Origin of the sequence: Leifsonia sp. AG29 (assembly GCF_009765225.1) — a bacterium.
Lineage (GTDB): Bacteria > Actinomycetota > Actinomycetes > Actinomycetales > Microbacteriaceae > Leifsonia.
In genome coordinates, this window is sequence record NZ_VMSF01000001.1 from 3541770 (window position 1) to 3565560 (window position 23791).

The 23791-nt window shown below is 72.7% G+C and carries 24 protein-coding genes; 18 read left to right on the top strand and 6 right to left on the bottom strand.

Annotated elements, in window-relative coordinates:
• Nucleotides 1-2 precede the first annotated feature (2 nt).
• Complete coding sequence (locus FPT20_RS17150) at nt 3-1367, bottom strand: MATE family efflux transporter (RefSeq protein WP_158867529.1); 1365 nt, start codon at nt 1365-1367, stop codon at nt 3-5.
• Between the two features lie 65 nt (nt 1368-1432).
• Between FPT20_RS17150 and FPT20_RS17155 the strand changes: the two genes are divergently transcribed.
• The 9 genes from FPT20_RS17155 to FPT20_RS17195 all read left to right on the top strand — a co-directional run bounded on the left by FPT20_RS17155 (nt 1433) and on the right by FPT20_RS17195 (nt 10457).
• Nucleotides 1433-2035 carry a hypothetical protein gene (locus tag FPT20_RS17155; protein ID WP_158867531.1) on the top strand — a complete coding sequence of 201 codons (603 nt, stop codon included), beginning with the start codon at nt 1433-1435 and terminating at the stop codon, nt 2033-2035.
• A 58-nt stretch (nt 2036-2093) separates the two neighbouring features.
• Nucleotides 2094-2744 carry a biliverdin-producing heme oxygenase gene (locus tag FPT20_RS17160; RefSeq protein ID WP_158867533.1) on the top strand — a complete coding sequence of 217 codons (651 nt, stop codon included), beginning with the start codon at nt 2094-2096 and terminating at the stop codon, nt 2742-2744.
• 101 nt (nt 2745-2845) lie between these two features.
• The gene (locus tag FPT20_RS17165) at nt 2846-3688 is read left to right on the top strand and encodes a hypothetical protein (protein ID WP_158867535.1); all 843 of its coding nucleotides are present in this window, start codon (nt 2846-2848) and stop codon (nt 3686-3688) included.
• A gap of 87 nt (nt 3689-3775) precedes the next feature.
• On the top strand, nt 3776-4714 hold the full coding sequence (locus FPT20_RS17170) for an ABC transporter ATP-binding protein (protein ID WP_199246063.1): 939 nt from the start codon (nt 3776-3778) through the stop codon (nt 4712-4714).
• Nucleotides 4711-6435 carry an ABC transporter permease gene (locus FPT20_RS17175; protein WP_199245890.1) on the top strand — a complete coding sequence of 575 codons (1725 nt, stop codon included), beginning with the start codon at nt 4711-4713 and terminating at the stop codon, nt 6433-6435. Before FPT20_RS17170 ends, FPT20_RS17175 begins: the two co-directional genes overlap by 4 nt.
• Before the next feature lie 10 nt (nt 6436-6445).
• Nucleotides 6446-6952, top strand: a complete 507-nt coding sequence (locus FPT20_RS17180) for a GbsR/MarR family transcriptional regulator (protein ID WP_158867537.1) — start codon at nt 6446-6448, stop codon at nt 6950-6952.
• A gap of 56 nt (nt 6953-7008) precedes the next feature.
• On the top strand, nt 7009-7455 hold the full coding sequence (locus FPT20_RS17185) for a hypothetical protein (RefSeq protein WP_158867539.1): 447 nt from the start codon (nt 7009-7011) through the stop codon (nt 7453-7455).
• The gene (locus tag FPT20_RS17190; RefSeq protein ID WP_158867541.1) at nt 7427-9400 is read left to right on the top strand and encodes a M13 family metallopeptidase; all 1974 of its coding nucleotides are present in this window, start codon (nt 7427-7429) and stop codon (nt 9398-9400) included. Before FPT20_RS17185 ends, FPT20_RS17190 begins: the two co-directional genes overlap by 29 nt.
• 151 nt (nt 9401-9551) lie before the next feature.
• Nucleotides 9552-10457: a serine hydrolase gene (locus tag FPT20_RS17195; RefSeq protein WP_158867543.1), complete on the top strand. Its 906-nt coding sequence runs from the start codon at nt 9552-9554 to the stop codon at nt 10455-10457.
• 3 nt (nt 10458-10460) lie between these two features.
• On the opposite strand, the gene FPT20_RS17200 is transcribed toward FPT20_RS17195, so the two are convergent.
• From FPT20_RS17200 to FPT20_RS17220, 5 genes are all read right to left on the bottom strand, one after another.
• Nucleotides 10461-11525 carry an NAD-dependent epimerase/dehydratase family protein gene (locus tag FPT20_RS17200; RefSeq protein ID WP_158867545.1) on the bottom strand — a complete coding sequence of 355 codons (1065 nt, stop codon included), beginning with the start codon at nt 11523-11525 and terminating at the stop codon, nt 10461-10463.
• Between the two features lie 75 nt (nt 11526-11600).
• On the bottom strand, nt 11601-12425 hold the full coding sequence (locus FPT20_RS17205; protein ID WP_233265601.1) for a cytochrome c oxidase assembly protein: 825 nt from the start codon (nt 12423-12425) through the stop codon (nt 11601-11603).
• Between the two features lie 67 nt (nt 12426-12492).
• Nucleotides 12493-13881, bottom strand: coding sequence for a glycine--tRNA ligase (locus tag FPT20_RS17210; RefSeq protein ID WP_158867547.1), 1389 nt, complete (start codon nt 13879-13881; stop codon nt 12493-12495).
• Between the two features lie 75 nt (nt 13882-13956).
• Nucleotides 13957-14586, bottom strand: a complete 630-nt coding sequence (locus tag FPT20_RS17215; protein ID WP_158867549.1) for a GNAT family N-acetyltransferase — start codon at nt 14584-14586, stop codon at nt 13957-13959.
• Nucleotides 14587-14624: 38 nt separating this feature from the next.
• The gene (locus FPT20_RS17220; RefSeq protein WP_158867551.1) at nt 14625-15941 is read right to left on the bottom strand and encodes a glutamyl-tRNA reductase; all 1317 of its coding nucleotides are present in this window, start codon (nt 15939-15941) and stop codon (nt 14625-14627) included.
• A 113-nt stretch (nt 15942-16054) separates the two neighbouring features.
• Here FPT20_RS17220 and hemE point away from each other — a divergent pair, with 113 nt between their 5' ends.
• The 9 genes from hemE to FPT20_RS17265 are packed head-to-tail and all read left to right on the top strand — an operon-like array spanning nt 16055 to nt 23420.
• Nucleotides 16055-17209, top strand: coding sequence for a uroporphyrinogen decarboxylase (gene hemE / locus FPT20_RS17225; protein WP_158867553.1), 1155 nt, complete (start codon nt 16055-16057; stop codon nt 17207-17209).
• Nucleotides 17206-18717 (top strand): protoporphyrinogen oxidase, encoded by a 1512-nt coding sequence (hemG, locus tag FPT20_RS17230; RefSeq protein WP_233265602.1) that lies wholly within the window; start codon nt 17206-17208, stop codon nt 18715-18717. The genes hemE and hemG overlap by 4 nt, the downstream gene beginning before the upstream one ends.
• A 10-nt stretch (nt 18718-18727) precedes the next feature.
• Nucleotides 18728-19045, top strand: a complete 318-nt coding sequence (locus FPT20_RS17235) for a YtxH domain-containing protein (RefSeq protein WP_199245892.1) — start codon at nt 18728-18730, stop codon at nt 19043-19045.
• Between the two features lie 11 nt (nt 19046-19056).
• On the top strand, nt 19057-19482 hold the full coding sequence (locus FPT20_RS17240) for a phage holin family protein (protein WP_158867556.1): 426 nt from the start codon (nt 19057-19059) through the stop codon (nt 19480-19482).
• Nucleotides 19472-19687, top strand: a complete 216-nt coding sequence (locus FPT20_RS17245) for a DUF3618 domain-containing protein (RefSeq protein WP_158867558.1) — start codon at nt 19472-19474, stop codon at nt 19685-19687. The genes FPT20_RS17240 and FPT20_RS17245 overlap by 11 nt, the downstream gene beginning before the upstream one ends.
• 43 nt (nt 19688-19730) lie before the next feature.
• Complete coding sequence (gene hemQ / locus FPT20_RS17250; RefSeq protein WP_158867560.1) at nt 19731-20462, top strand: hydrogen peroxide-dependent heme synthase; 732 nt, start codon at nt 19731-19733, stop codon at nt 20460-20462.
• Nucleotides 20459-21640 carry a ferrochelatase gene (locus FPT20_RS17255; RefSeq protein ID WP_158867562.1) on the top strand — a complete coding sequence of 394 codons (1182 nt, stop codon included), beginning with the start codon at nt 20459-20461 and terminating at the stop codon, nt 21638-21640. Before hemQ ends, FPT20_RS17255 begins: the two co-directional genes overlap by 4 nt.
• Entirely contained in the window at nt 21637-22638 is a 1002-nt protein-coding gene (gene hemC / locus FPT20_RS17260; protein WP_158867564.1) for a hydroxymethylbilane synthase, read from the top strand. The genes FPT20_RS17255 and hemC overlap by 4 nt, the downstream gene beginning before the upstream one ends.
• Nucleotides 22635-23420 (top strand): uroporphyrinogen-III synthase, encoded by a 786-nt coding sequence (locus FPT20_RS17265; protein ID WP_158867567.1) that lies wholly within the window; start codon nt 22635-22637, stop codon nt 23418-23420. Before hemC ends, FPT20_RS17265 begins: the two co-directional genes overlap by 4 nt.
• Nucleotides 23421-23791: the final 371 nt, after the last annotated feature.

Consider the following 23791-nt stretch of genomic DNA (forward strand, 5'->3'; position numbering starts at 1 on the left):
CCTCAGACCGTCGCGCCCGCGCGCATCCAGACCCGGCCCCGAACGCGGAGGCCGAGAGTGAGCGCGCGGGCGCCGAGGTAGCCGAACGTGAAAGCCGCGGTCAGCCAGGCCAGGCCGGACATGCCGGAGCCGGACATGCCCGATCCCGGCATGCCGGAGCCGGACCAGGCGAGCACGGCAGCGGCGAGCGGAGCTAAGACCGCGACATTGGCGAGTCCCGTCAGCGCCAGGTAGCGGGCGTCGCCGGCGCCGATCAGCACGCCGTCGAGCACGAATACGAAGCCGCCGAGCGGCGCGCCCAACCCGAGGAGAGCGAGAGGGAGCGGAAGCAGCGCGGCGACGGAGGCATCGCTGGTGAACAACCCCGCCGCGACAGGGCTGAGCACGATCGTGACCGCCCCGAGCACCGCTCCCGCGCCGACGCCCCACTGCAGGCACCGCCGGAGCACCGACCGCGCATCGTCGAGCGCATTCGCTCCGAGGTTCTTGCCGATGAGCGCCTGAGCGGCGATGGCCAGGGCGTCGAGCGCGAAGGCCAGGGTGGCGAAGACGGTCAGCGCGACCTGGAAGGCGGCGAGCTCGTCCGGCCCGAGGCGCGTCGCGGCGAACACAGCGAGCAGCATGGCGGCGCGCAGGCTCGCCGTCCGGAGGAACAGCCAGCCGCCCGAGCGAGCCGTCCGGCCGAGTCCGGCGCGGTGGGGGAGGAGCGGAGCGGCGACCCGGCGCGCGTGACGCGCCACGATGACCGCGTACACCACGACCATGGCCCACTGGGCGGTGACCGTCCCGAGAGCCGATCCGGCGATCCCGAGTCCGGCCGCGTAGATGAACCCGAGATTCAGGACGATGTTGGCGCCGAAGCCGCCGACGGCGACGGCGAGCGGGGTGCGGGTGTCCTGGAGGCCGCGGAGCAGACCGGTGGCGGCATAGACGACGAGCATGGCGGGCAGGCCCGCCATCGAGAGCTCGAGGTACCGGGTCGCCTGCGCGGCGACCTCCTGCGACGGTCCGAACAGCGCGACCAGCGCCGGGGACGCGAACCAGCCGGCCACCGCGAGCACCACGCCCAGGCCGAGCGCCAGCCAGCAGCCGGCGACGCCGACCGCGATGGCGCCGCGCTCGTCCCCGGCCCCCAGGCGCCGGGCGACCGCCGGCGTCGTGCTGTAGGCGAGGAACACCATCAGGCCGACGATGCTCTGGAGGATCGCGCTCGCGATGCCCAGCCCGGCGAGCGGCGCCACACCGAGATGACCCACCAGGGCGGAGTCGGCGAGGAGGAACACCGGCTCTGCGACGAGCGCCCCGAAGGCGGGCACGGCGAGCCGCAGGATGTCGCGGTCGACGGGGCGGCGCAGGGAGGGGATCATCGCCTCCCAAGCTAGTCGCCGCCCCCGACGCGGTCGGTGTCGGAGGCTGTCCGTACAGTGGTCGCATGAGCCACCTGATGCCCGAGCTTCTCGCCACCTGGAGCTGGCGGCTGGAGCGCGTGCGGAACGGCCGCACCATGCTCACCCGCGGCCAGGCCCTCACAGCGCGGGCCGACCTCCTCCACGACCGTGCGCTCCGTCCGGCCGACTACGCCGGCTACGAAGAAGAGCATCAGGCCGCGGTCGACGCGCTGGAGGTGCTGGCCGGCCAGCAGAACAGGCACGACGACCTCCTCTCGGTCCTCGCGGCCGAGCGCCGCAGGGCCGGCGAGCGCGAGGCGCCGGTGGCGCCCGCCGTGGGCGTACGCGGCCGCGCCTCCCTCGCCGCCGAGCACGATCGCGTGCCCGCCGGCCTTCCGGCGCAGCTCGACCAGTGGGTGCACCGGCTCATCCGCTACCGCAACGGCGCCAAGCTGATCGCCCCGATCGAGGCGGCGCGCGCCGAGATCCGGCTGCGCAACGAGGCGGCTCTCGATCCGGGCGCTTACCGGAATGCCGCCGTCCGTCCCTACTTCGAGCGTGTCATCCGCGAGCTGGGCGAGATAGCGACCTCCCAGCGGCCCGGCCGGGCCGAGGCCCCGGGCCTGCGTCGCGGCATCTCGGCTTGACCGGGGCGGTCCGATCGGGCAGGGTGAACGGATCCCCACCCGAGCCGAGGAGCGCTCCATGACGCATCCGATGCCTTTCTCGCAGGCGCTCCGCGAGCGCACGAGATCGGTGCACGAGCAGAGCGAGGGCTCCTCCTTCGTGCAGGAGCTCATGGCCGGTGACGGCAGCCGCGACGACTACGTCGCGATGCTCGCGCAGCACTACTTCATCTACCGCGCCCTCGAGAACGGCGCCCTCACGATGGCGGCCGACCCGGTGGCGTCGCTGTTCCTCAGCCCCGAGCTCGACCGCCTCCCCGCCATCGAGGCTGATCTCGCCTTCCTCCTCGGGCCGGACTGGGCGGGGCGGATCGCGCCCCTGCCGAGCACCGCCCGGTACGCGGCCCGGATCGACGAGGTGGGAGAGAGCTGGCCCGGCGGCTTCGTCGCGCACCACTACACCCGATACCTCGGCGACCTGTCCGGCGGCCAGATCATCCGCACGATCCTGCAGCGCCAGTACGGCTTCGGGAGCGAAGGCGTCGGGTTCTACGCGTTCCCCGGCATCGCCAAGCCCAAGGCCTTCAAAGACGCGTACCGGGCACGCCTCGACGCGGTCGACTGGCCGGAGGACGAGCGCGACCGGGTCGTGGCGGAGGTCGGCCGGGCCTTCCGGTTCAACACCGACCTGTTCGTCGACCTCGCCCGGGCGAAGAGCGCGGCGGCCTGAGCCGAGCAGCATCCTGCGGCCCGAACGGGGAGGGACGCCGCCCGGGCGGGGGCCGCTACGATGCGGTTCATGACTGTACCGCTCGGCGGCTGGGGGCCGCGATGAGCCCCCTCGAGGCCGCGGACCTCCTCGGCGTCGTGCCCGGAGCCCACACGGCCGAGATCGAGCGGGCGTACCAGGAGCGCCGGGCCGCGACCGCACCCGACGACGTCGCGCGGCAGGACACGCTCACGAGGGCCAGGGAGGCGCTCCTCGCGGCCGCCCCCTGGCAGCCGCCGACCGCGACATCAGCCCCGGCGTCCGAGCCGGCACGGTCGCCGCAGCCGCAGCCGCAGCCGCAGCCGCAGCCGCCCTATCCCGCCCCGTCGCCGTACCTTGCGCAGCAGCCATACCCCGCCCAGCAGCCATACCCCGCCCAGTCGCCGTACTCCGCCCCACCCCCGTACCCCGGGCCCCCGCCCGCCTCACCCGCTGCCGCCGCGCCTGTGCGCCGCGGACTCTCGGCGGGCGCCATCATCGGCATCTCCCTCGGCGCGACCGCCCTCCTGCTCGCCATCGTTCTCGTGGTCGTGGTCTCCCTCGTCTCAACCGCGCTGCCCACCCTGCCACCGGGCGCGGCGCCCGCCGCGCCGAGCACCCCGGCGCCCACGGCCGCGCCGACGTCGCCCTCCGCTCCCGCGGACGCCTCGATGGAGCCGTACGACGTGGACGGCGTGCACGTGCGCCCGCTCGACAACTGGGCGTTCGAGTTGACCTCGGCCCAGGCGTGCCCCGGAGCGGTGGTCACGGTCGGCTTCTCGAGCACGGCGGACGGTGACGTCGTGCAGGAGTGGTCGGAGCCCGTACGCCTCGATGCGGGCGTCCCGTACTACCTGACGATCCCCTACTCGGCGTCGACGTACGACTTCGCGGGCATCGACGCGATCCAGTGCCAGTCGACGTGAGAGCCGCCTCCGCCGACGCGCGGGACTTAGGTACTTTCACAAATTACTGAAAACGGCGTAGCATTCGGGTCCATGGACACAGTCAGCATGGACACCGTGATCAGCGCCGAGGGACTCCAGAAGCGCTTCGGCCGGGTCCGCGCCCTCGACGGGCTCGACCTCTCCGTCTCGGCGGGTGAGGTGCACGGCTTCCTCGGCCCGAACGGCGCCGGCAAGTCGACCACCATCCGCGTCCTGCTCGGACTCGCCCGTGCCCACGGAGGCCGGGCCAGCGTCTTCGGCCGCGACCCGTGGAGGGACGCCGTCGACCTGCACCGGCGAATCGCCTACGTGCCCGGCGATGTGAACCTCTGGCCCAACCTCTCCGGGGGCGAGGCGATCGATCTTCTCGCGCGCCTCCGCGGCGGGACCGCCGACCGGACCGCCTACCGCGCGCGCAAGCAGCGACTCATCGACGTGTTCCAGCTCGATCCGACCAAGAAGGGACGCGCGTACTCGAAGGGCAACCGGCAGAAGGTGGCGCTCGTCGCCGCGCTGGCGACGCCGGCCGACCTCTACGTTCTCGACGAGCCGACGAGCGGCCTCGACCCGATCATGGAGGCGGTCTTCAACGCCGAGGTCGCCCGCGTCAAGAGCGAGGGGGCCACGATCCTCCTGTCGAGCCACATCCTCTCCGAGGTCGAGCAGTTGTGCGACCGGGTCACGATCATCCGCGAGGGACGCACGGTCGAGTCGGGCACCCTGGATCAGCTCCGCCATCTCACCCGCACGGAGATCTCGTTCGCCGCCGACGGGCACGACGAGCGCAGCCTCCAGGCCATCCCGCAGGCTCATGACGTGCACGTCCGGGAGGGACGGGTCACCTTCACCGCCGACAGCGACCGGCTCGCCCCCGTCCTGGACGCCCTCGCGCGGATGGAGGTCACGGGCCTCACGGTCGCACCCCCGTCCCTCGAGGAGCTGTTCCTCCGTCACTACGGCGACGAGCTCGGTGCGGAGACCGGCGAGGAGGCGAAGGCCCGATGAGCGCACCGACCGACACCACCACGGCGCCCCGGCCGCCCGAGACGCGCCACCGGGGTCACGCCGGCGATGCGCCGAGCCGGCCCGCCGGTCGCGGCCACCTGCTCGCGGTGCTCGTCCGGCAGCGTCTCCGGAGGGACCGCTGGCAGCTGCTGACCTGGATCCTCTCCATCGGCCTGCTCGCCGCCTTCTCGGGCGCGGCGATTCTGCAGACGTACGCGTCCGAGGCGGGGCGCCTCGAGGTCATGCGGCTCGCGATCGCGAACCCGACGATCCTGATGCTCCGGGGCATCCCGCAGGGGACGAGCATCGCCGCGCTGACCTTCTTCGAGATCTACACCTTCAACGCGGTGCTCGCGGGGCTGATGAACACGTTCCTCGCCGTCCGCCACTCCCGCGCTGAGGAGGAGACGGGGCGGGCCGAGCTGGTCGGCTCGACGCCGGCCGGCCGACTGCTCCCGACGACGGCCACCGTCATCCACGGCCTGATCGCGAACGTGCTGCTGGCGCTGGCGACCGCGCTCGGCTTCATGGCCGCCGGACTGCCGGCGTACGGCTCGCTCGTCGCCGGTGTCGCGACCGGAGGCGCCGGCGTGGCCTTCCTCGCCGTGGGCCTCGTCATGGCGCAGTTCATGACCACGTCGCGGGGAGCCAACGGGTACGCCGCCGCGATCGTCATGCTGGCATACCTGCTCCGCGGCATCGGCGACGCAACGGGAACCGTCTTCGGCGACGGCACGCACATGCACCCGGGGTGGGCGTCGTGGCTCAGTCCCATCGGCTGGGGCCAGCAGTTCGCGCCCTACACCGCGAACGACTGGAGGCCGCTGCTCCTCCAGCTCGGCTTCGCCGCGCTCCTCCTCGGGGTCGTCTTCGCCCTCCAGGCCGTGCGCGACTCCGGTGCGGGCATCGTCGGGCAGCGCGCGGGACGGCCGGCCGCCCGGCCGACGCTCAACGGGCCCCTGGGCCTGGCGTGGCGCCTCCAGTGGCCGACGATCCTCGGCTGGGTCATCGGAGGCGCGCTCACGGGCGCGCTCGCCGGCGCGCTCGGCAGCGCGGTCAACACCTCGATCGTGAACGACCCCTCCCTGAAGTCCATCCGCGAGGCGGTCGCCCGGATCGGCTCGGGAGGGACGGGCTCCTTCACCCAGCTGTTCATCTCGGCCATCTTCACGATCGTCGGGGTGCTGGCCGCCGCCTGCGCGGTTCAGGCGGTCATCCGGCTGCGCCAGGAGGAGGCGAGCGGCTCGGCCGAGGTGATGATGTCGACCCCGCTGTCGCGCGTGCGCTGGCTGCTGGAGTTCCTCCTCGTCGGCGTCATCGCGATCGTGCTGGTGCTGCTCGCCGCGGCGATCACGTCGGGACTGTCCGCCGTCGCGGCGGGAGACGACAACGCGCGCATCGGCGACTCGTTCACGGCCGCGTCCGCGCAGCTGCCGGTGGCGCTCGTCTATCTCGGCGTCCTCGCGCTCGTCTTCGTCGTCGCCCCGTCCTGGACCGTCCCGGTCGGCTGGGCGGGCCTCGGTCTCGGCGCGTTCGTCGGTGTGTTCGGCGCACTGGTGAACCTGCCCGACTGGATGCGCCACACCTCCCCGTTCGCGGACGCCCCCGTCGTGGTCGGCACGCCGGACTGGACCGGGGGATACTGGATGTTCGGCATAACGGTCGTCTCGATCGCGGCGGCGGCCGTCCTCATCCGGCGCCGGGACTTCGCGATCGGCTAGGAGGCAGGGCATGGCGAAGGACGCGGCGGCGCTCGCCGAGGTGATGGAGCACTCGGCCGCCGTCCTCACGGCCGCCGGCTTCCCGCGCATGGCGGCTCGGGTGCTGATGGCGCTGACGGTGACGGAGACGCCCGGGCTCACCGCCTCGGAGCTCGCGGACCGGCTCGAGGCGAGCGCCGCGGGCATCTCGGGCGCCGTGCGCTACCTCCAGACGCTCGGCATCGTCCGCCGGGTCTCGCAGCCCGGCAGCCGGCGCGATCGCTACGAGATCCCGAGCGACTGGTACGCGCTCATGGTCCGGAACAGCCCGGTCTACGGCGTGCTCGCCGATCAGGCGGAGGCGGGACTCGCGGCCGTCGGCGACCCCGCATCGCCCGCGACGGAGCGCCTGCGCGACATGGCCGGGTTCTACCGGTTCGTGCAGAGCCGCCTCCCGCAGCTCATCGCCGAGTGGGAGACCGTGCGCGCCGCTCGCGACGCCGCTGAGACCGCCGGGCCGGCCGCTCGGCGAGCCTAGCCGCGACCCGTCTCCGGCTCTGGCATCCTGGCCGGGTACAGACCCGGGGGACCGTCATGCGCTTCACCACTCCCGCCCAGAAGGCGGTCGTCATCGCCGCACTCGTCGGCGTCTCGCTGCTGCTGACCCTCCTCCTCGACGCGATCCACTCCGAGCCGGGTTCCATCGTGCTCACCGTGCTGCAGGTCCTCGCCTGGTATCTCGCCTCGCGCATGTTCCGCGGCCCCGGCGAACCCGTGCAGGGCGCGCGCCCCTGGTGGCGGATGACGAACCGGCCGCTGCTCTCGGGTGTGCTGGCCGCCGTCTACGCCGCGACGGCGCTGGTGAATGTCGTGTTCAGCGCGGCCGGGTTCGGGTCCGCCGCGGGGTGGGTGTCGATCGCGGCCGAGGTGCTCCTGGCGGCGCTGTTCGCCACCTCGTGGGTGCGCCTGCGCGCCCTGGCAACGCTCTCGGCCGAACCCGTAGGCTGGGCCCATGACGCTCGCCTCCGGCATCCTCACTGACGAACTCGATCCGGCTGTCCGTCCTCAGGACGACCTCTTCCGCCACGTGAACGGGCGCTGGCTGGAGCGCACCGACATCCCGGCCGACAAGGCCCGCTGGGGGTCGTTCATGATCCTCGCCGAGGAGGCCGAGGCGGCGGTGCGCGAGATCGTGGAGGCGGCACAGTCGGCCCCTGAGGGCACCGAGGAGCGGAAGTTCGGCGACCTCTTCACGAGCTTCATGGACGAGGAGCGCATCGAGGCGCTCGGCGTGAAGCCCGTGGAGGCTCAGCTCGCGCTCGCCTCGGACGTCCAGTCGGTCTCCGATCTGCTGGAGACGGTCGGCCGCCTCGAGCGGCACGGCATCGGCGGGTTCTTCCAGCTGTTCGTCGACAACGACCCGGGCGACCCGGAGCGCTACCTGGTGTTCGTCGAGCAGGCGGGAATCTCCCTCCCCGACGAGTCGTACTTCCGCGAGGAGCGGTTCGCGCCCGTGCGCGAGGCGTTCGTCGCGCACATCCAGCGCATGTTCGAGCTCGCGGGGCTCGAGAACGCACCGGAGCGCGCACAGCGCGTGTTCGAGCTCGAGACCAGCATCGCGGCCCAGCACTGGGACAACGTCCGCTCGCGTGACTCCGAGAAGACGTACAACCTCTACTCGTGGGGCGACGCCGAGAAGCTCTTCACGGCGGCGGAGGCGCGCGACGGCGACGGGCTGGCGATCTGGGCGAAGGCGCTGGGCGCGCCCGAGGGGGCGCTGGCCGAGGTGGTCCTCCGGCAGCCGTCGTTCACGTCGGGCCTCGCCGAGCTGCTGACCGAGAGCCGCCTCGAGGCGTGGAAGGACTGGCTGGCCTGGCAGATCATCCACGGGACGGCGCCGTACCTCAGCGGCGACTTCGTCGAGGCCAACTTCGAGTTCTACGGCCGCACGCTCACCGGCACCCCGGAGATGCGGGCGCGTTGGAAGCGCGGCATCTCGCTGGTCGAGGGCGCCATGGGCGAGGCGGTCGGCCGGATCTACGTCGAGAAGCACTTCCCGCCCGCGGCGAAGCAGCAGATGGACGAGCTCGTCGCCAATCTCATCGAGGCCTACCGCCAGAGCATCTCCACGCTCGAGTGGATGGGCGAGGAGACGCGGAAGCGCGCCCTCGACAAGCTCGAGAAGTTCACCCCGAAGATCGGCTACCCCGTGAAGTGGCGCGACTACTCGGCGCTCGCCATCGATCCCACGGATCTCGTCGGCAACGTGCGCGCCGCCGCGCTCTTCGAGTTCAACCGCGAGCTCGGCAAGATCGGCAAGCCGATCGACCGCGACGAATGGTTCATGACGCCGCAGACGATCAACGCCTACTACAACCCCGGCTTCAACGAGATCGTGTTCCCCGCCGCGATCCTGCAGTTCCCGTTCTTCGACCCCGAGCGCGACGCGGCCGCGAACTACGGCGCGATCGGTGCGGTGATCGGTCACGAGATCGGTCACGGCTTCGACGACCAGGGCTCGAAGTTCGACGGCGACGGGCGCCTCCAGGACTGGTGGACGGCCGACGACCGCGCCGCCTTCGAGGAGCGCACGCGGACCCTGATCGAGCAGTACGACGCACTCGCTCCGGCGCAGGTGCCCGAGCACCACGTCAACGGCGCTCTGACGATCGGCGAGAACATCGGTGACCTCGGCGGCCTCGGCATCGCCTGGAAGGCGTACCTCCTGTCGCTGAACGGGGAGGAGCCTCCCGTGATCGACGGCCTGAGCGGCGCCGAGCGCTTCTTCCTGTCGTGGGCGCAGGCCTGGCAGCAGAAGGGCCGCGACGCGGAGGTCATCCGCCTCCTCGCGATCGACCCGCACTCGCCGAACGAGTTCCGCTGCAACCAGATCGTCCGGAACATCGACGCCTTCTACGAGACGTTCGGACTCACCGAGTCCGATCGGCTGTGGCTGGCGCCGGAGGAGCGCGTCAGCATCTGGTGAGGCCGCGCCGGGCGCGATCCCATCCCCCATCGCGCCCGTTCCGGGGGTACGATCGAACCTGTCGTCTGCGGGGCCGTCCGGCCCGGCGGCCGACGGCGGCCCGGGGGGACCGCCCGTACCGTCCGTCTTCCGGAAGGATCCCTCGATCACCGTGACGACCCAGCTCCAGGAGTCCGAACGCCGCAGCCGGCAGAGCGCGCGCCGTGCCCGGCATCGCGGACCGGGATCGTCCGAGAGCTTCGAGCGCGGGTTCGAGGCCCTCGCCCGGCTCGCCGTGTCGGGGGTGCAGGTGTCCGCCCGGGCGACCGATCTGACGACGGGCGCGGTGCTGTTCTCGGTCGATGACCACGTGGTCATGCCGACGGCCAGCATCGGCAAGGTGCTCCTCCTCGTCGAGGTGGCGGCGCGCCTCCAGTCGGGGCAGCTGAGTCCGCTCGCGCACCTCGATCGCGACGCCCGCGACATCGCCGGCGACTCGGGCATCTGGCAGCACCTCCATGTGCCGTCGCTGCCCGTCGCCGACCTGGCCGCGCTCGTCGGCGCCACCAGCGACAACCTGGCCACGAACGTGCTCCTCCGCCGCGTCGGCCTGGAGGCGGTGAGCGCCCGCACGGAGTCGCTCGGCCTGACCCGGACGGCGCTGCTGGACCTGGTCCGCGACCATCGCGGCCCCGACGACGCGCCCCAGCTCTCGGTCGGCAGCGCCAACGAGCTCACCTGGCTCTTCTCGGCGCTCGCTCGCGGCGAGATCGTCAACCCGGCGACCAGCCAGCGCGTCATCTCCTGGCTCTCGCTGAACAGCGACTTCTCGCTCGTGTCGAGCGCGTTCGGCCTCGACCCGCACTCCCACCGGCACCCCGAGCACGGCATCCTGCTCGTCAACAAGACGGGCACCGACGCCGGCGTCCGCAGCGAGGTGGGCGTGCTGCGCGGCCCCCGCGCCGGCGTGACCTACGCGGTGTCGACGTACTTCGACGACACCGACCTGCCGAGCCGCCTGGCTGTCATCGACGGGATGCGCGCGGTCGGTCTGGACCTGCTCGAGTACGTCTTCTAGCCGCTACCGCTGCCTCCCGTCGAGGTACGCGTCCTCGTCGTCGTAGGCGAACCAACGGTCCGACTCGGCTCGCTCGACGAGCCCCGGGAACACCGCCTCCCAGCCGTTGCCGGCACGCTCCGCCGCTCGCACCTCCCGCACCGCCCAGTCGACCGTGGCACCGACCGCCTCCGCGTAACCCACCGGCTGGTGGTAGCCGAGCTCGACGGTGGCGCGGGCCATGCTGAGGAGGAGCGGGTGCGCGACCGTCCACGGGGTGCCCCCGACGCCCTCCACCGGCGGCCCCGGGAACGTGACGATCTCGACCGACCGGCCGAGTGCGCGGTAGACGGCCGTGGCGATCTCCGCGACGCTCAGCGCGTCGCCGTCGACGGCGTTGAGCACTCGTCTGCCCGGCTGGTCGGCGCACAGGGCCACGAGCTCGGCGATGTTGGCCGTCGAGGAGGTGCTGAAGCGATTCGTGCCGCCGTCCGAGAGCACGACCCGGCGCCTCCCGTCGAGCGCGCGCTTGATGAAGTACCACTCCCGCAGCGCCGGGCTGAACGGCCCGTGGATCGCGCCGGGACGCAGGATGGTCACGGGGAGGCCCTCCGCGGCCAGCAGCCGGCGCTCCATGGCCGCCTTGAGCGGCGAGTAGGTGCGCTCCGCGTTGTCGACGGTCGGATCGGTCTCGCGCAGGGGGAGCGGGTAGTCGGGGAAGTCGCCCGGTCCGGTCACGATGTCGAGGTAGCCGCCTCCCTCGCCGAGGTAGACCGAGCCGGTCGAGATCACCACGAGCGACTCGACCTCCCCGGCGAGGCCGGCGAGCTGGTCGGCGTGGCGCGGCTCGTACGCGACGGTGTCGAGCACGAGGTCGTGCCCGCGGGCCCGGGCGAGCAGCGCCTCCGTGTCGTCGCGGTCGAGGCGGATGCTCGTCACGTCGAGGTCGGCCAGCTCCGGGTCGCCGCGATGCGAGCCGCGGTGGGCCACGAGCGCCGACCAGCCGTCCACGGCGAGTCGCCGCGCCACCGCCGAGCCGATCTGCCCGGTGCCCCCGATGATCATCGCCGTGCGTCTGCGCTCGCTCACGCGCCCACCGTACGCCCCGCCGGGCAGTGGGCGCTCGGCGCGATCCAGCGGCCGGTCAGGGCGAACGGCTACCGCTCAGTGCCCGCGGCTGAGGTGCTGGCGCGTCAGCTCCTCCATCTGCTCGTCCGTGAGCTCGTCGAGCTGCTTGCCCTCGCGGCGGTCGAGGCGCATCCACCGGACGAACAGGAGCACCAGCACCGGCACGTCGGCGACCTCGGCGATGAACCACAGGAGGTCGCCCGAGAGGTGCTGGTCGTGGAGGGGCGTCGGGAACCAGAACGGCACGCGCCCGGCGAGCGACGGCGCGTGGTCGAGCACCGCGTCGTTCAGCCGGAGCAGGAGGCCGGGGATGGCGTCGAGGAGGAGCGCCACGAACGCGAGGAGGAACTCGACCGTAATGAAGAAGCTCGTGCGCACCACCGAGTGGGCGGCGATGGGGAGGACCATGAGCAGTCCCACCAGCGGCGTCAGCACCGAGATGGTCCACTCGGACCAGGGGGAGTCGCGGAGGATCGCGGCGACCGGCGTGAGGAACACCAGGAAGGCGGCGCAGGCGAAGATCGTCGCGAAGATCGCGTTCCCGAACAGCCGGACCGGCCACGATCCCATGAAGCGGTCGGTCCGGGAGCGGCCGGCGGGGTCGAGCGCCACCCGGGCGAGAGCGATCGGCCGTCCCAGGCTGACGAGGGCCGGGACGACGAACAGGAGGAGCGCGATCCGGGTCGTGAAGGCCCAGCGCAGCTCGCTGCTCTCGGCCCCCAGGAAGCCGAACGAGATGACGGCGTACGAGCCGAGCCCGAGCAGCAGGTAGGCGGCCGTCAGCCGGCGGGGCCAGCGGTGGCCGTGCCTCCGGAGCCGGATGACGCCCGCCAGGTACAGCGCGGCGGCCGCGACGAGCACCGCGGCGGCCGCCGGGTCGAACGACCAGGTGGTGAGGAAGACGCTGAGCGGGGGCGTGGCGGTACTCCTAGAACTCCTTGAGGCGCTCCGCCAGGTAGCGGTCGAGACCCTCGAGGGGGATGCGCTCCTGCTGCATCGAGTCGCGGTCGCGGACGGTCACGGCGTCGTCCTCCAGGGAGTCGAAGTCGACGGTGACCGCGAACGGCGTGCCGATCTCATCCTGGCGACGGTAGCGGCGGCCGATCGCGCCCGAGTCGTCGAAGTCGACGTTGCGGCGCTTGCGGAGCCGGTCGGCCAGCGACCGAGCGAGCGGCGACAGGGCCTCGTTGCGCGACAGCGGGAGCACGGCCACCTTGACCGGCGCGAGCCGCGGGTCGAGGTGCAGCACGGTGCGCTTGTCGGTGCCGCCCTTGGCGTTCGGGACCTGCTCCTCGTCGTAGGCGTCGACGAGGAAGGCCATGAGCGCCCGGGTGAGGCCGAAGGACGGCTCGATCACGTAGGGGACGTAGCGCTCGTTCTTGTTCTGGTCGAAGAAGCTCAGGTCTTTGCCGGAGTGCTCGATGTGGGTGCGGAGGTCGTAGTCGGTGCGGTTGGCGACGCCCATCAGCTCGCCCCACTCGCTGCCGGCGAACTCGAACCGGTACTCGATGTCGATCGTGCGCTTCGAGTAGTGGGCGAGCTTGCCCTTCTCGTGCTCGAACCGGCGGATGTTGCCGGGCCGGATGCCGAGGTCGACGAACCAGTCCCAGCACAGGTCGATCCAGGTCTGGAACCACTCGTCGTCGGTGCCCGGCTCGACGAAGTACTCGATCTCCATCTGCTCGAACTCCCGGGTCCGGAAGATGAAGTTGCCCGGCGTGATCTCGTTCCGGAACGCCTTGCCGATCTGGCCGATGCCGAACGGCGGCTTCTTGCGCGAGGTCTGCAGCACGGCCGCGAAGTCGGTGAAGATGCCCTGCGCCGTCTCGGGCCGCATGTAGTGGAGGCCCGACTCGTCGTCGACCACGCCGAGGAAGGTCTTCATGAGACCGGAGAACTGGCGGATGGGCGTCCACTGACCGACCTTGTCCGGGTGGTCCGGGTCGGGGATGTCGGCGAGGCCGTTCTCGGGCGCGTGGCCGTGCTCGGCCTCGTACGCCTCGAACAGGTGGTCGGCGCGGTAGCGCTTGTGCGTGATGAGCGACTCGGTCAGCGGGTCGCTGAACACCTGGACGTGACCGGACGCCTCCCACACGGGCGTCGGGAGGATGATCGCCGAGTCGAGACCCACCATGTCGCCGCGGCCGCGCACGAAGGTGTTCCACCACTCGCGCTTGATGTTCTCCTTCAGCTCGACGCCGAGGGGGCCGTAGTCCCACGCGGAGCGCGTGCCGCCGTAGATGTCGCCGGAGGGGAAGACGAATCCGCGGTGCTGCGCCAGCGTGATGACGGAATCCAGTCTCGACGGTGCGGCCATGGTGCTCCCTGTGGTCCGGGTGGTGTGGTGGGGACCCGTCCATCCTATCGAGCGCGCGCGGCGGCGCCCCGCGGGTCAGGGACGGGAGCGGAACTCGTCCTCGAGGATGGCGTAGACCGCCGTGTCCGACCATTCGCCGCGGAAGATCTCGGTCTGCCGCAGCAGCGCCTCCTGCCGCATGCCCAGCTTCTCGCAGAGGCGCGCCGACGTCTCGTTGCGCGCGTCCAGCTGGGCGAAGACGCGATGCCCGCGGAGGCCGTCGAAGCAGAGCTCGAGGATGCGCGTGGTCGCCTCGGTGGCGTAGCCGCGGCCGTGCACGGCCGGGTGGAACACCCACCCCATCTCGAACTTGCCCCAGTTGGCGGACTTCAGGAACAGGCTGACGTGGCCGATGACCCGGGTGTGGCCGCCCTCCGGGTCGGGGAGCTCGACGGCGTAGACGATGCCGTCGCCGTCGTGCGCGAGCCGGTTCATGGCGATGCGCTTCCGGAGGTGCTCCGCCGACTCGTCGTGGTCGTGCACCTCCCAGAAGAGGTAGCGGGCGACGTCCTTCAGGCGCTCGTACTCGTGCGCGTTCTCGAGGTCGCCGCTGTTGAGCGGCCGCAGGAGGAGGCGCTCGGTGCGCAGCTCCTGCGCCTTGTACGGCAGGTTCTCGGCGCCGTGGGGCGCGACGGTGTCGGCGGGGATGGTGGCCTCGTCGCTCACGTGTCCTCCTCGGTCGGTGCTGTCGGGTGTCTGGTGGGTCAGGAGGCTTCGCTCTGGTCGTCGGCCCGGCGGAGCGCGGGGCGCAGGGTCTCGACGGCGCCCTCGGTCTCCGGCCGGATGCCGAAGAGGGCCTCGGCCGCGTCGATGAAGGCCTGCGCCTCGCCCTCGCGTGCGAGCTCGCGGGCGCGCACCGACGGCGTGTGGAGGAGGACCCCGGCGAGGTGGCGGAGCGCCGCCTCGGTCCGGTCGTTGGAGTCGCCGCGGCGGCGGGCGCGCTCGATCTCGGCGTCGAGCACGTCGAAGACGTGCTTGCGCAAGGCGACGAGCGCCGGGGTGACGGCCTGCTCCGCCGTCTGCGCCCGGTACTCGGCCGCCGCCTGGTCGACGATGCTGCGCGCGTCGTCGGCGGCGTTCAGCTCCTCCAGGGGCGCGTGGATGCTGATGGTCTCCAGGTCGAGCAGCTCGACGCCGGCGAGCCCGGCGACCGCGGGGTCGACGTTGCGGGGGAGGCCGAGGTCGACGATGAGGCGGCGCTCCACGGCGCCGGGAAGTCCGAGCGCGTCGGAGAGGAGGGGGACCGTGACCACGTGATCGGTAACGGCCGAGCAGGTGACCACGAGGTCGCTGGCGGCCAGCGCCTCGACGAGGCCCGGCGCCTCCACGGGCTCGATGTCGTGCGAACGGGCGAACCGGGCGGCGCGGCCCGAGGGCGAGAAGACCCGAACGTCGGTCGCGCCGCGGTCGCGGAGGGCCGCGAGGCTGGCGCCCGCGTACTTGCCGGTGCCGACGAGGAGCACGCGGGTGCCGCCCCAGTCGCTCACGCGGCTCTCGGCGAGATCGAGCGCGAGCCGCACCAGGGAGCGCCCGGCCTGCATGATGCCGGTCCGGTTCTTGACGCCCCGGGAGGTGCGCGCCGCGACCTGGAACACGCGCTCCAGCTCGCTCGTGACCGTGCCCGCCGCGCGGGCCGACTCGAGGGCGCGGCGCACCTGTCCGGCGATCTCACCCTCGCCCACGACGACCGACTCGAGGCCGCTCGACACCGCGAACAGGTGCTCGGCGACGGCGTGGTCGCTGTAGACGGCGCTGGAGGCGCGGAGCACGTCGGGCGCGATGCCCGTGGCCGAGCTCACGGCGTCGATCACGGCCTCGGCGGAGACGGCGCGGGCCGCGGGCAGGGGCTCGTCGATCTCGACGTAGGCCTCGAACCGGTTGCAGGTGGCGAGCACCACCGATCCGCTGACGATGTCGGAGTGCTCCGCGAGTGCCTCGGTGACGGCCGGAGCATGACGCTCGAGCCGTTCGAGGAGGTCGAAGTCCGCCGTCCGGTGGCTCGACGAGAAGCACAGAAGCACGACGGAAAGCCTACGCTCGTGCCCGCCCGAGTTCGAATCGAGGAGGCCGCCCTGTGCGCCTCCGCAAACGATTGGCAGGGTATTGGCAGATTCCGCCCTGGCAGAATCGTCGGGTGACCTCCCTCCACTCCGGCCATCCGCTCGCCGCCGGCCGTACTGCCGGCAGCCGTCTCGTCCGCTCCTACCAGGGCGAACGGCAGGAGGTGACACCGGTCTGGTTCATGCGGCAGGCGGGCCGCTCGCTCCCCGAGTACCGCGAGCTGCGCGTCGGCACGCGCATGCTCGACGCCTGCCTCGACCCGGCGATGGCGAGCGAGATCACCCTCCAGCCGGTGCGCCGCCACGGCGTCGATGCGGGCATCTTCTTCAGCGACATCGTCGTCCCGCTGAAGCTCGCGGGCGTGGCGGTGGAGATCCAGCCGGGCAAGGGGCCCGTCTTCGAGCACGCCGTCCGCACGGCCGACGACGTGTCGCGGCTGGAGGAGACCGATCCGGCCTCGCTCGGCGACGACACGTTCGCGGCGATCGCCGAGGCCGTCCGCCTCACCACGGCCGAGCTGGGCGACACCCCCTTGATCGGTTTCGCCGGCGCTCCGTTCACGCTCGCGGCCTACCTCGTCGAGGGCGGTCCGTCGAAGGACCACATCCGCGCCCGGACCCTCATGCACGCCGACCCGGAGGCGTGGGCCCGGCTCATGGCCTGGACGGCCGACGTCAGCGGGGCGTTCCTGCGGGCGCAGGTGCTGGCGGGAGCCAGCGCGGCGCAGCTCTTCGACTCGTGGGCCGGGTCCCTGTCGCTCGCCGACTACGCGGAGCATGTCGCTCCGGCGTCGGCCCGGGCGCTCTCGCACGTCCGCGACCTGACGTACGAGGTCGCGGAGGCGCCCGGAGCGGGGGGGTCGGAGGCAGCGGAAGCGGGCGAGCCCGACACCCGCAACGTCCCCCTCGTCCACTTCGGCGTCGGGACGGGCGAGCTGCTCAAGGCGATGCACGACGTCGGCGCGGACGCGGTGGGCGTCGACTACCGCATCCCCCTCGACGAGGCGAGCCGCCGGCTCGGCCACGTGGTGCCCGTCCAGGGCAACGTCGACCCCGCGATGCTCGACGCCCCGTGGCCGGTCCTCGAGGCGCACGTCCGCGACGTGCTGCGCCGCGGTCTGGAGGCGCCCGCGCATGTCCTGAACCTCGGCCACGGAGTCCCGCCCGAGACCGACCCCACCGTGCTCACCCGGGTGGTCGAGCTGGTGCACGCCTGGCGGGCCGCGTGAGCGACGACCGCCTCGCCGACGAGATCCGGCACGCCGTCGAGGCGCCGCCGACGCGCATCGTCGTGATCGGCGGAGGGTTCGCCGGTCTCGTCGTCGCCCGGGAGTGCTCGCGGCCGGGCTTCGAGGTCACGCTGCTCGAGGCCTCCGGTCGCGTGGGAGGCTCGGTGGCTCCGCTCGAGATCGCGGGCATGACGCTCGACGCCGGCGCGGAGAGCTTCGCGACCCGCGGCGGCCACGTCGCCGAACTGCTCGGCCAGCTCGGCCTCGAGGGCGACATCGTGCAGCCGAACCCGGCCGGCGCGTGGGTGCGCCACGGCAGCCGCTCTGTGCCGCTGCCGAAGGCGGGACTGCTCGGCATCCCGTCTTCTCCGCTCGCGACCGATGTCATCGCCGCGATCGGGTGGGGAGGCGCCCTCCGCGCCTACGCCGACCGGCTCCTCCCCGTGCTGAAGATCGGCCAGGAGCGCCGGCTGGGTGCGCTCGTCCGCAAGCGCATGGGCGCCCGGGTGCTCGACCTCCTGGTGGCGCCGGTCGCCACGGGCGTGTACTCCGCGTCTCCCGACGAGCTCGACGTCGACGTCGTCGCCCCCGGTCTGAATGCCGCGCTCACGCGGCAGGGGTCGCTCTCCGGGGCGGTGGGCGAGTTGCGCGCCGCCTCCAAGGCCGGCAGCGCCGTGGGCGGCATCAGAGGAGGCATGTGGCGCCTCCCGCAGGCGCTCGCCGACGACGTGCGGCGGCGTGGAGGAACCGTCCGCACCGGGTCGGCGGCGGTCACGATCGAGCAGTGGCAGGAGCCGGAGCCCGGCGATGACGAGGCCGGCCGGCCCGCTCGCTGGGTGATCCGCCTCGCAGACGGCGAGACCATCGACACGGACGCGGTGGTGATCGCCTGCCCGGCCGACCAGGCGCTGCCCCTGCTGGCGGGCCTCGGCGAGGGCCTCGACGAGCTGATGCGGCTGGACTGGCCCGCCGCCTCCAGCGTCGAGCTCGTGACGCTCGTGGTCGACGACGACCGCCTGGCGGAGGCGCCGGTCGGCACGGGCGTGCTCGTCGCCGACGTCGCGGGTACCGACGTGCGCGCCAAGGCGATGACCCACTCGAGCGCCAAGTGGGACTGGGTCGCCGAGGCCGCCGGGGCCGGGAGGCACGTGGTGCGCCTGTCGTACGGGCGCGCCGGGCGCCCCGCGGAGACCCCGTCCCTGTCCGACGACGAGCTCCGGAGCCTCGCCGCGCGCGACGCCGCGCTCCTCCTCAATATTCCGTTCCCGGAATCCGCCGTCGTCGGGTTCGCACGCACCCCCTGGACGAACGCCCTGCCGTATGCAACAGTGGGGCAGCGGGAGCGCATCCAAGCGGTCCGCACAGCGGCCGACGGCGTCGATGGCCTCGAGGTCACCGGTTCGTGGCTGACGGGCACGGGCCTCGCCTCGGTCATCCCGGACGCGCGCCGGGTGGCCGAACGAGTGCGAGGTCTACGCTGGAGGGCACTGACCGACAACCTGCAGTAAAGGGGATCGAATGCGCGGGAAGCTGATCTTCGCGGCGGGCGCCGCCGTGGGCTACGTCCTCGGGACGCGCGCCGGGCGCGAGCGGTACGAGCAGATCCGGGCGGCCGCCTCCCGGGTGTGGGAGTCGCCGGTCGTCCAGGACCAGGTGCACGCCGTCGAGGAGTTCGTCTCCCAGACCGTCGGGGACCTGCCCGACACCGTCTACGTCACCGCCAAGCGCTTCGCCGGTCGCGCCGCGCAGCGTCGGCGCGAGGCCCGCGGCTACCGCACCATGCGGCCTGCCGAGCCCGCCCCGACCGCCGCCGGCCCGGACGCCGCGTCATCCTGAGGGAGGGCGACATGACCGATCGGGAGCCCACGGCCGACGACAGGGCGCGAGCCCGCTCGCTCGGGCAGCTGGTCAGCGACCTGCCGCGGCTCGTCGCCGAGCTCGCCAAGGCCGAGCTCGCGCACCTCAAGCAGGAGTTCGCGGAGAAGGCGAAGTATGCCGGGATCGGCATAGGGCTGTTCGCGGCCGCCGCGTTCCTCCTCTTCTTCGCCTTCGGTGTGCTGATCGCCGCCGCCGTCCTCGGGCTCGCGATCGTGCTCCCCGCGTGGGCGGCCGCCCTGATCGTCTTCGGCGTCCTCGTGGTGATCGCGGTGGTGCTGGCCCTGGTCGGCCGCTCGTCGCTGAAGCGCGTGGACGGCGTCGCTCCGTCGAAGACGATCGACAGCATCAAGGAGGACGCGGACGCACTGAAGGGACTGGGGAAATATGACAACTGACCGCACCGACGTCGACCGCGCCCGGGCCGAGCTCGCCGCCACGCTCAACGCGATCGAGTACCGGCTCAACGTCCCCAAGCGCGCCACCGAGCGCGTCCGCCGGCTCAGCGAGGAGAACCCGCTGGCGCTGGGCGCGATCGCGGCCGCGGCCGCTGCGGTCGTCGGCGCATTCGTCTGGCTCACCGTCCGGCTCGTCCGGCGCTGAGCGCGCTTTTGGCCTTCTCAGCATTCGGAGGGAGACTGTGGGTATGAGCACCCCGGCTGCCGTACCGGCAGAGTCCTCCACCCCCGAAACCCCCGACGCCGTCCCGACCGGATTCACCCTGTGGGCGGTGCTGCGCCGTGACCCTGCGCGCCCCGACGACCTGGACGGCACGGATGTTCCGAAGGCCGTCCAGGAGCTCGAGGGCGTCATCGCCGACATCGAGCTGCAGGGCGTCACCACCCGCGGACTCTACGACGTCTCCGGCCTGCGCGCCGACGCCGACCTCATGATCTGGCTGCACGGCCCCGAGGCCGAGGGCCTGCAGTGGGGCCTGCGGCAGCTGCGGCGCACCCGGCTCCTGAAGGCGCTCCTCCCCACCTGGAACGCCATGGGCGTGCACCGCGACGCCGAGTTCAACAAGGCGCACGTCCCCGGCTTCCTGCGCGGCAAGGCCGCCAAGGGCTGGCTCTGCGTCTATCCGTTCGTGCGCAGCTACGAGTGGTACCTCCTCCCCGACGAGGAGCGCGGCCGGATGCTCGCCGAGCACGGCCGGAAGGGTGCCGCCTTCCGCTCGGTCCTCGCCAACACCGTGGCGTCCTTCGCGCTCGGCGACTACGAGTGGATCCTCCCGATGGAGGCCGACGAGCTCACCGATCTGGTCGACATGATGCGCGAGCTCCGCTACACCGACGCTCGCCGCCACGTGCGCGAGGAGGTCCCGTTCTTCACGGGCCGCCGCATCCAGCCCGCCGAGCTCGTGGAGGTCCTCCAGTGACCGAGGCAAGGACCGACCAGCGCGTGCTCGGCGCGACGCCGGCCGCCGCCTCCGGGCCGGAGCACGTGACCGAGCCGGTCGCCTACGACGCGATCCTCCTCGCCGGGTTCGGCGGCCCCGAGGGCCAGGACGACGTCATCCCCTTCCTGCGGAACGTCACGCGCGGTCGCGGCATCCCGGAGGAGCGCCTCGAGGAGGTCGCGCACCACTACCGCCACTTCGGCGGCGTGAGCCCGATCAACGACCAGAACCGCGAACTCAAGGCGGCACTGGAGGCCGAGCTCGCCTCCCGCGGCATCGACCTGCCCGTGCTGTGGGGCAACCGCAACTGGGACCCGTACCTCGACGACGCGCTGAGGGAGGCGAACGAGCGCGGCTTCACCAAGCTGATCGCGATCGCCACCAGCGCCTACTCGTCGTACTCGAGCTGCCGCCAGTACCGTGAGGACTTCGCGCGGGCCCTCGCCGACACCGGCCTCGAGGGGACCATCGCCATCGACAAGGTGCGCCAGTTCTTCGATCACCCCGGTTTCGTCGAGCCGTTCATCGAGGGCGTGCGCGACGCGCTCGCCGAGATCGAGCGCCGGCTGCCCGGCATCGACCCGGCGACCGAGGTGCGGATCCTGTACTCGACGCACTCGATCCCGTCGTCGGACGCCGACCGCTCCGGGCCCCCCGAGCGGGGCTTCGGCGAGGGAGGCGCGTACGCCGCCCAGCACCTCGCGGTGGCCGAGGTCGTGTCGCACGCCGCGACCGGCGGCACGGTCGCGTGGGACCTCGTCTTCCAGTCGCGGTCCGGTCCCCCCTCCATGCCGTGGCTCGAGCCGGACATCAACGACCGCATCGCCGAGCTCCCGGAGCTCGGCGTCAAGGCGGTCGTCATCGTCCCGCTGGGCTTCGTGAGCGACCACATGGAGGTCCTCTGGGACCTGGACAACGAGGCGATGGAGACCAGCGAGGAGCACGGCCTCGTCGCCGTGCGCGTCCCGACGCCCGGCACGCACGCAGCGTACGTGAAGGGCCTGGTCGACCTGGTGCTCGAGCGCCGCGACGGCGTGCCCACCGAGGACCGTCCCGCGGTGACCCCGCTCGGGCCCTGGTACGACGTGTGCCGCCCCGGCTGTTGCGAGAACGTCCGGCTCGGCTTCAAACCGGCCGCTGCGGGGCTCGCCCCGTGAGCGGAGCCGTGACCCGCGTCGACGGCCCGGCCGAGCGCCGGGACGGCGTGCTCCGCGTCGGCACGCGCGGGAGCGCCCTCGCGGTCGCCCAGACGACCGCCGTGGCCGAGGCGATGGCCCGCGCCACGGGGACGGACGTCGAGCTCGTCACGGTGACCACCCACGGCGACACCTCGCGGGAGTCGCTCTCGGAACTCGGAGGCACCGGTGTCTTCGCGACCGCGCTGCGCGACGCTCTCCGCGCCGACGAGGTCGACATCATCGTCCACTCCCTCAAAGACCTGCCGACCGCTCCGGCTCCCGGGCTCGTCGTCGGCGCGGTGCCGAAGCGCGCCGACGCCCGCGACGCGCTGTGTGCCCGGGACGACCTGACGCTCGAGACGCTCCCCGAGGGCGCCCGGGTGGGAACCGGATCGCCTCGCCGGGTCGCCCAGCTCACCTCGCAGCGCCCCGACCTCGATGTTGTCGACCTGCGCGGCAACGTCGACTCCCGGCTCGGCCGGGTGGCGAGCGGCGACCTCGACGCGGTCGTGCTGGCCGCCGCGGGCCTCGGCCGCCTCGGCCGTCTCGACGCGGTCACCGAGTACTTCTCGCTCTCGCTCATGCCGACGGCGCCCGGCCAGGGCGCTCTCGCCCTGGAGGCGCGCTCCGGCGACGAGCAGGGGCGGGGCGCCGTCGCGCGCGCCCTCCGAGCCGTCGACCATGTGACGACGAACGCCTGCGCGGCCGCCGAACGGGAGGTGCTGGCCGGCCTCCAGGCGGGCTGCGCCGCGCCGATCGGCGCCTCCGCCCTGGTCGACGACGGCCTGCTCTTCCTGACGGCGACGGTGTACCGGCCCGACGGCACCGAGCGGCTGACCGCCTCCCACGCCGCGACCCCCGACTCGCTGGGTGCAGCGCACCTCCACGAGGCCGCCCGCGAGGTCGGAGCGCGCGTCGTCGCCGAGCTGCTGCAGGCCGGCGCCGGCGATCTCGCGCCGCTGGGGAGCACGCGATGACGAGCGCCGCCTCCACCCCGAAACCGCTCACCGGCTGGCGGGTCCTCGTCCCGCGCGGCGGCCCGTGGGGGGACTCCGTCGCGGCCGATCTCCGCGCCCGGGGTGCGTCGCCCGTGGTGGCGCCCATGATCAACTTCGCGCCCACAGCCGACGCGCCGGCGCTGGAGCGGGCGCTCGCGCGCCTGGCCGCGGGCGAGTTCGACTGGATGACCGTCACGAGCGCGACCACCGTGGACGTCCTGAGCGCGCAGCGCGCCGTCGTCCCTCCCACCACCCGGGTGGCGGCCGTCGGCGAGACCACGGCGGCGGCGCTCGCGGCGGCCGGCTACAAGGTCGACCTCGTCCCCTCGGAGGACAACTCCGCTCGCGGTCTGCTCGCCGAGTGGGAGGCCGCGACGCAGGGCGTCGTGCCGCTCCGCGTGCTGACGCTGCGCTCCGAGATCGCGAAGCCCCTCCTGACCGAGGGGCTGCGCCGTATCGGGCACGACGTCGAGTCCGTCGTCGCCTACCGCACGGTCGGCGTCGCGGTGCCGGAGAACGTCGTATCGGATGTGCGCGACGGTCTCGTCCAGGCGATCCTCGTCACGAGCGGGTCCGTCGCCGAGCAGGTGCAGCAGCAGCTGGGCCCCATCCCCGAGTCGACCCTGGTCGCGGCCATCGGGCCGCAGACGGCGCGGGACGCTTCGGGCTTCGGCCTCCGCGTCGACGTCGTCGCGACGGAGCGCACGGCGGCCTCGCTGATCGAGGCCGTGGTCGGCGCCGCCCTCGAACGCGCCTCCTGACCTCGCGCCTCCTGACCCCGCGCCGACCTCGCGTGTCCCGCGCCTTTCGCGCTGCCGCGCCCTGCGTGCCTCGCACCTCCGCGCCTCGGCGTCTGCGCCCCTCTGTGCCTCGCACCTCGCACCTCTCGCCTCGCACCTCCCACCCCGCACCTCCCACCCCGCACCTCCCACCTCGCACCTCCCACCGAGATTCGTGCCGAATGACGCTCCTGCCAGCGCCATACTCGACATTCGTGCCGAATCCTGGAGGGGCCGCCGCCGCGCCTCCCGGTCCGCGCCTCCCGTCCCACGCCGCATTCGTGCCGAATGACGCTCATACCAGCGCCATACTCAACATTCGTGCCGAATCCTGGAGGGGCGTCGCCGCGGCG

Bases quoted from the DNA above. Each gene is read 5' to 3' on its own strand.
- FPT20_RS17150 (WP_158867529.1), bottom strand. From the start codon at position 1,367: ATGATCCCCTCCCTGCGCCGCCCCGTCGACCGCGACATCCTGCGGCTC.
- FPT20_RS17155 (WP_158867531.1), top strand. From the start codon at position 1,433: ATGAGCCACCTGATGCCCGAGCTTCTCGCCACCTGGAGCTGGCGGCTG.
- FPT20_RS17160 (WP_158867533.1), top strand. From the start codon at position 2,094: ATGACGCATCCGATGCCTTTCTCGCAGGCGCTCCGCGAGCGCACGAGA.
- FPT20_RS17165 (WP_158867535.1), top strand. From the start codon at position 2,846: ATGAGCCCCCTCGAGGCCGCGGACCTCCTCGGCGTCGTGCCCGGAGCC.
- FPT20_RS17170 (WP_199246063.1), top strand. From the start codon at position 3,776: ATGGACACCGTGATCAGCGCCGAGGGACTCCAGAAGCGCTTCGGCCGG.
- FPT20_RS17175 (WP_199245890.1), top strand. From the start codon at position 4,711: ATGAGCGCACCGACCGACACCACCACGGCGCCCCGGCCGCCCGAGACG.
- FPT20_RS17180 (WP_158867537.1), top strand. From the start codon at position 6,446: ATGGCGAAGGACGCGGCGGCGCTCGCCGAGGTGATGGAGCACTCGGCC.
- FPT20_RS17185 (WP_158867539.1), top strand. From the start codon at position 7,009: ATGCGCTTCACCACTCCCGCCCAGAAGGCGGTCGTCATCGCCGCACTC.
- FPT20_RS17190 (WP_158867541.1), top strand. From the start codon at position 7,427: ATGACGCTCGCCTCCGGCATCCTCACTGACGAACTCGATCCGGCTGTC.
- FPT20_RS17210 (WP_158867547.1), bottom strand. From the start codon at position 13,881: ATGGCCGCACCGTCGAGACTGGATTCCGTCATCACGCTGGCGCAGCAC.
- FPT20_RS17235 (WP_199245892.1), top strand. From the start codon at position 18,728: ATGCGCGGGAAGCTGATCTTCGCGGCGGGCGCCGCCGTGGGCTACGTC.
- FPT20_RS17240 (WP_158867556.1), top strand. From the start codon at position 19,057: ATGACCGATCGGGAGCCCACGGCCGACGACAGGGCGCGAGCCCGCTCG.
- FPT20_RS17245 (WP_158867558.1), top strand. From the start codon at position 19,472: ATGACAACTGACCGCACCGACGTCGACCGCGCCCGGGCCGAGCTCGCC.
- hemQ (WP_158867560.1), top strand. From the start codon at position 19,731: ATGAGCACCCCGGCTGCCGTACCGGCAGAGTCCTCCACCCCCGAAACC.
- FPT20_RS17265 (WP_158867567.1), top strand. From the start codon at position 22,635: ATGACGAGCGCCGCCTCCACCCCGAAACCGCTCACCGGCTGGCGGGTC.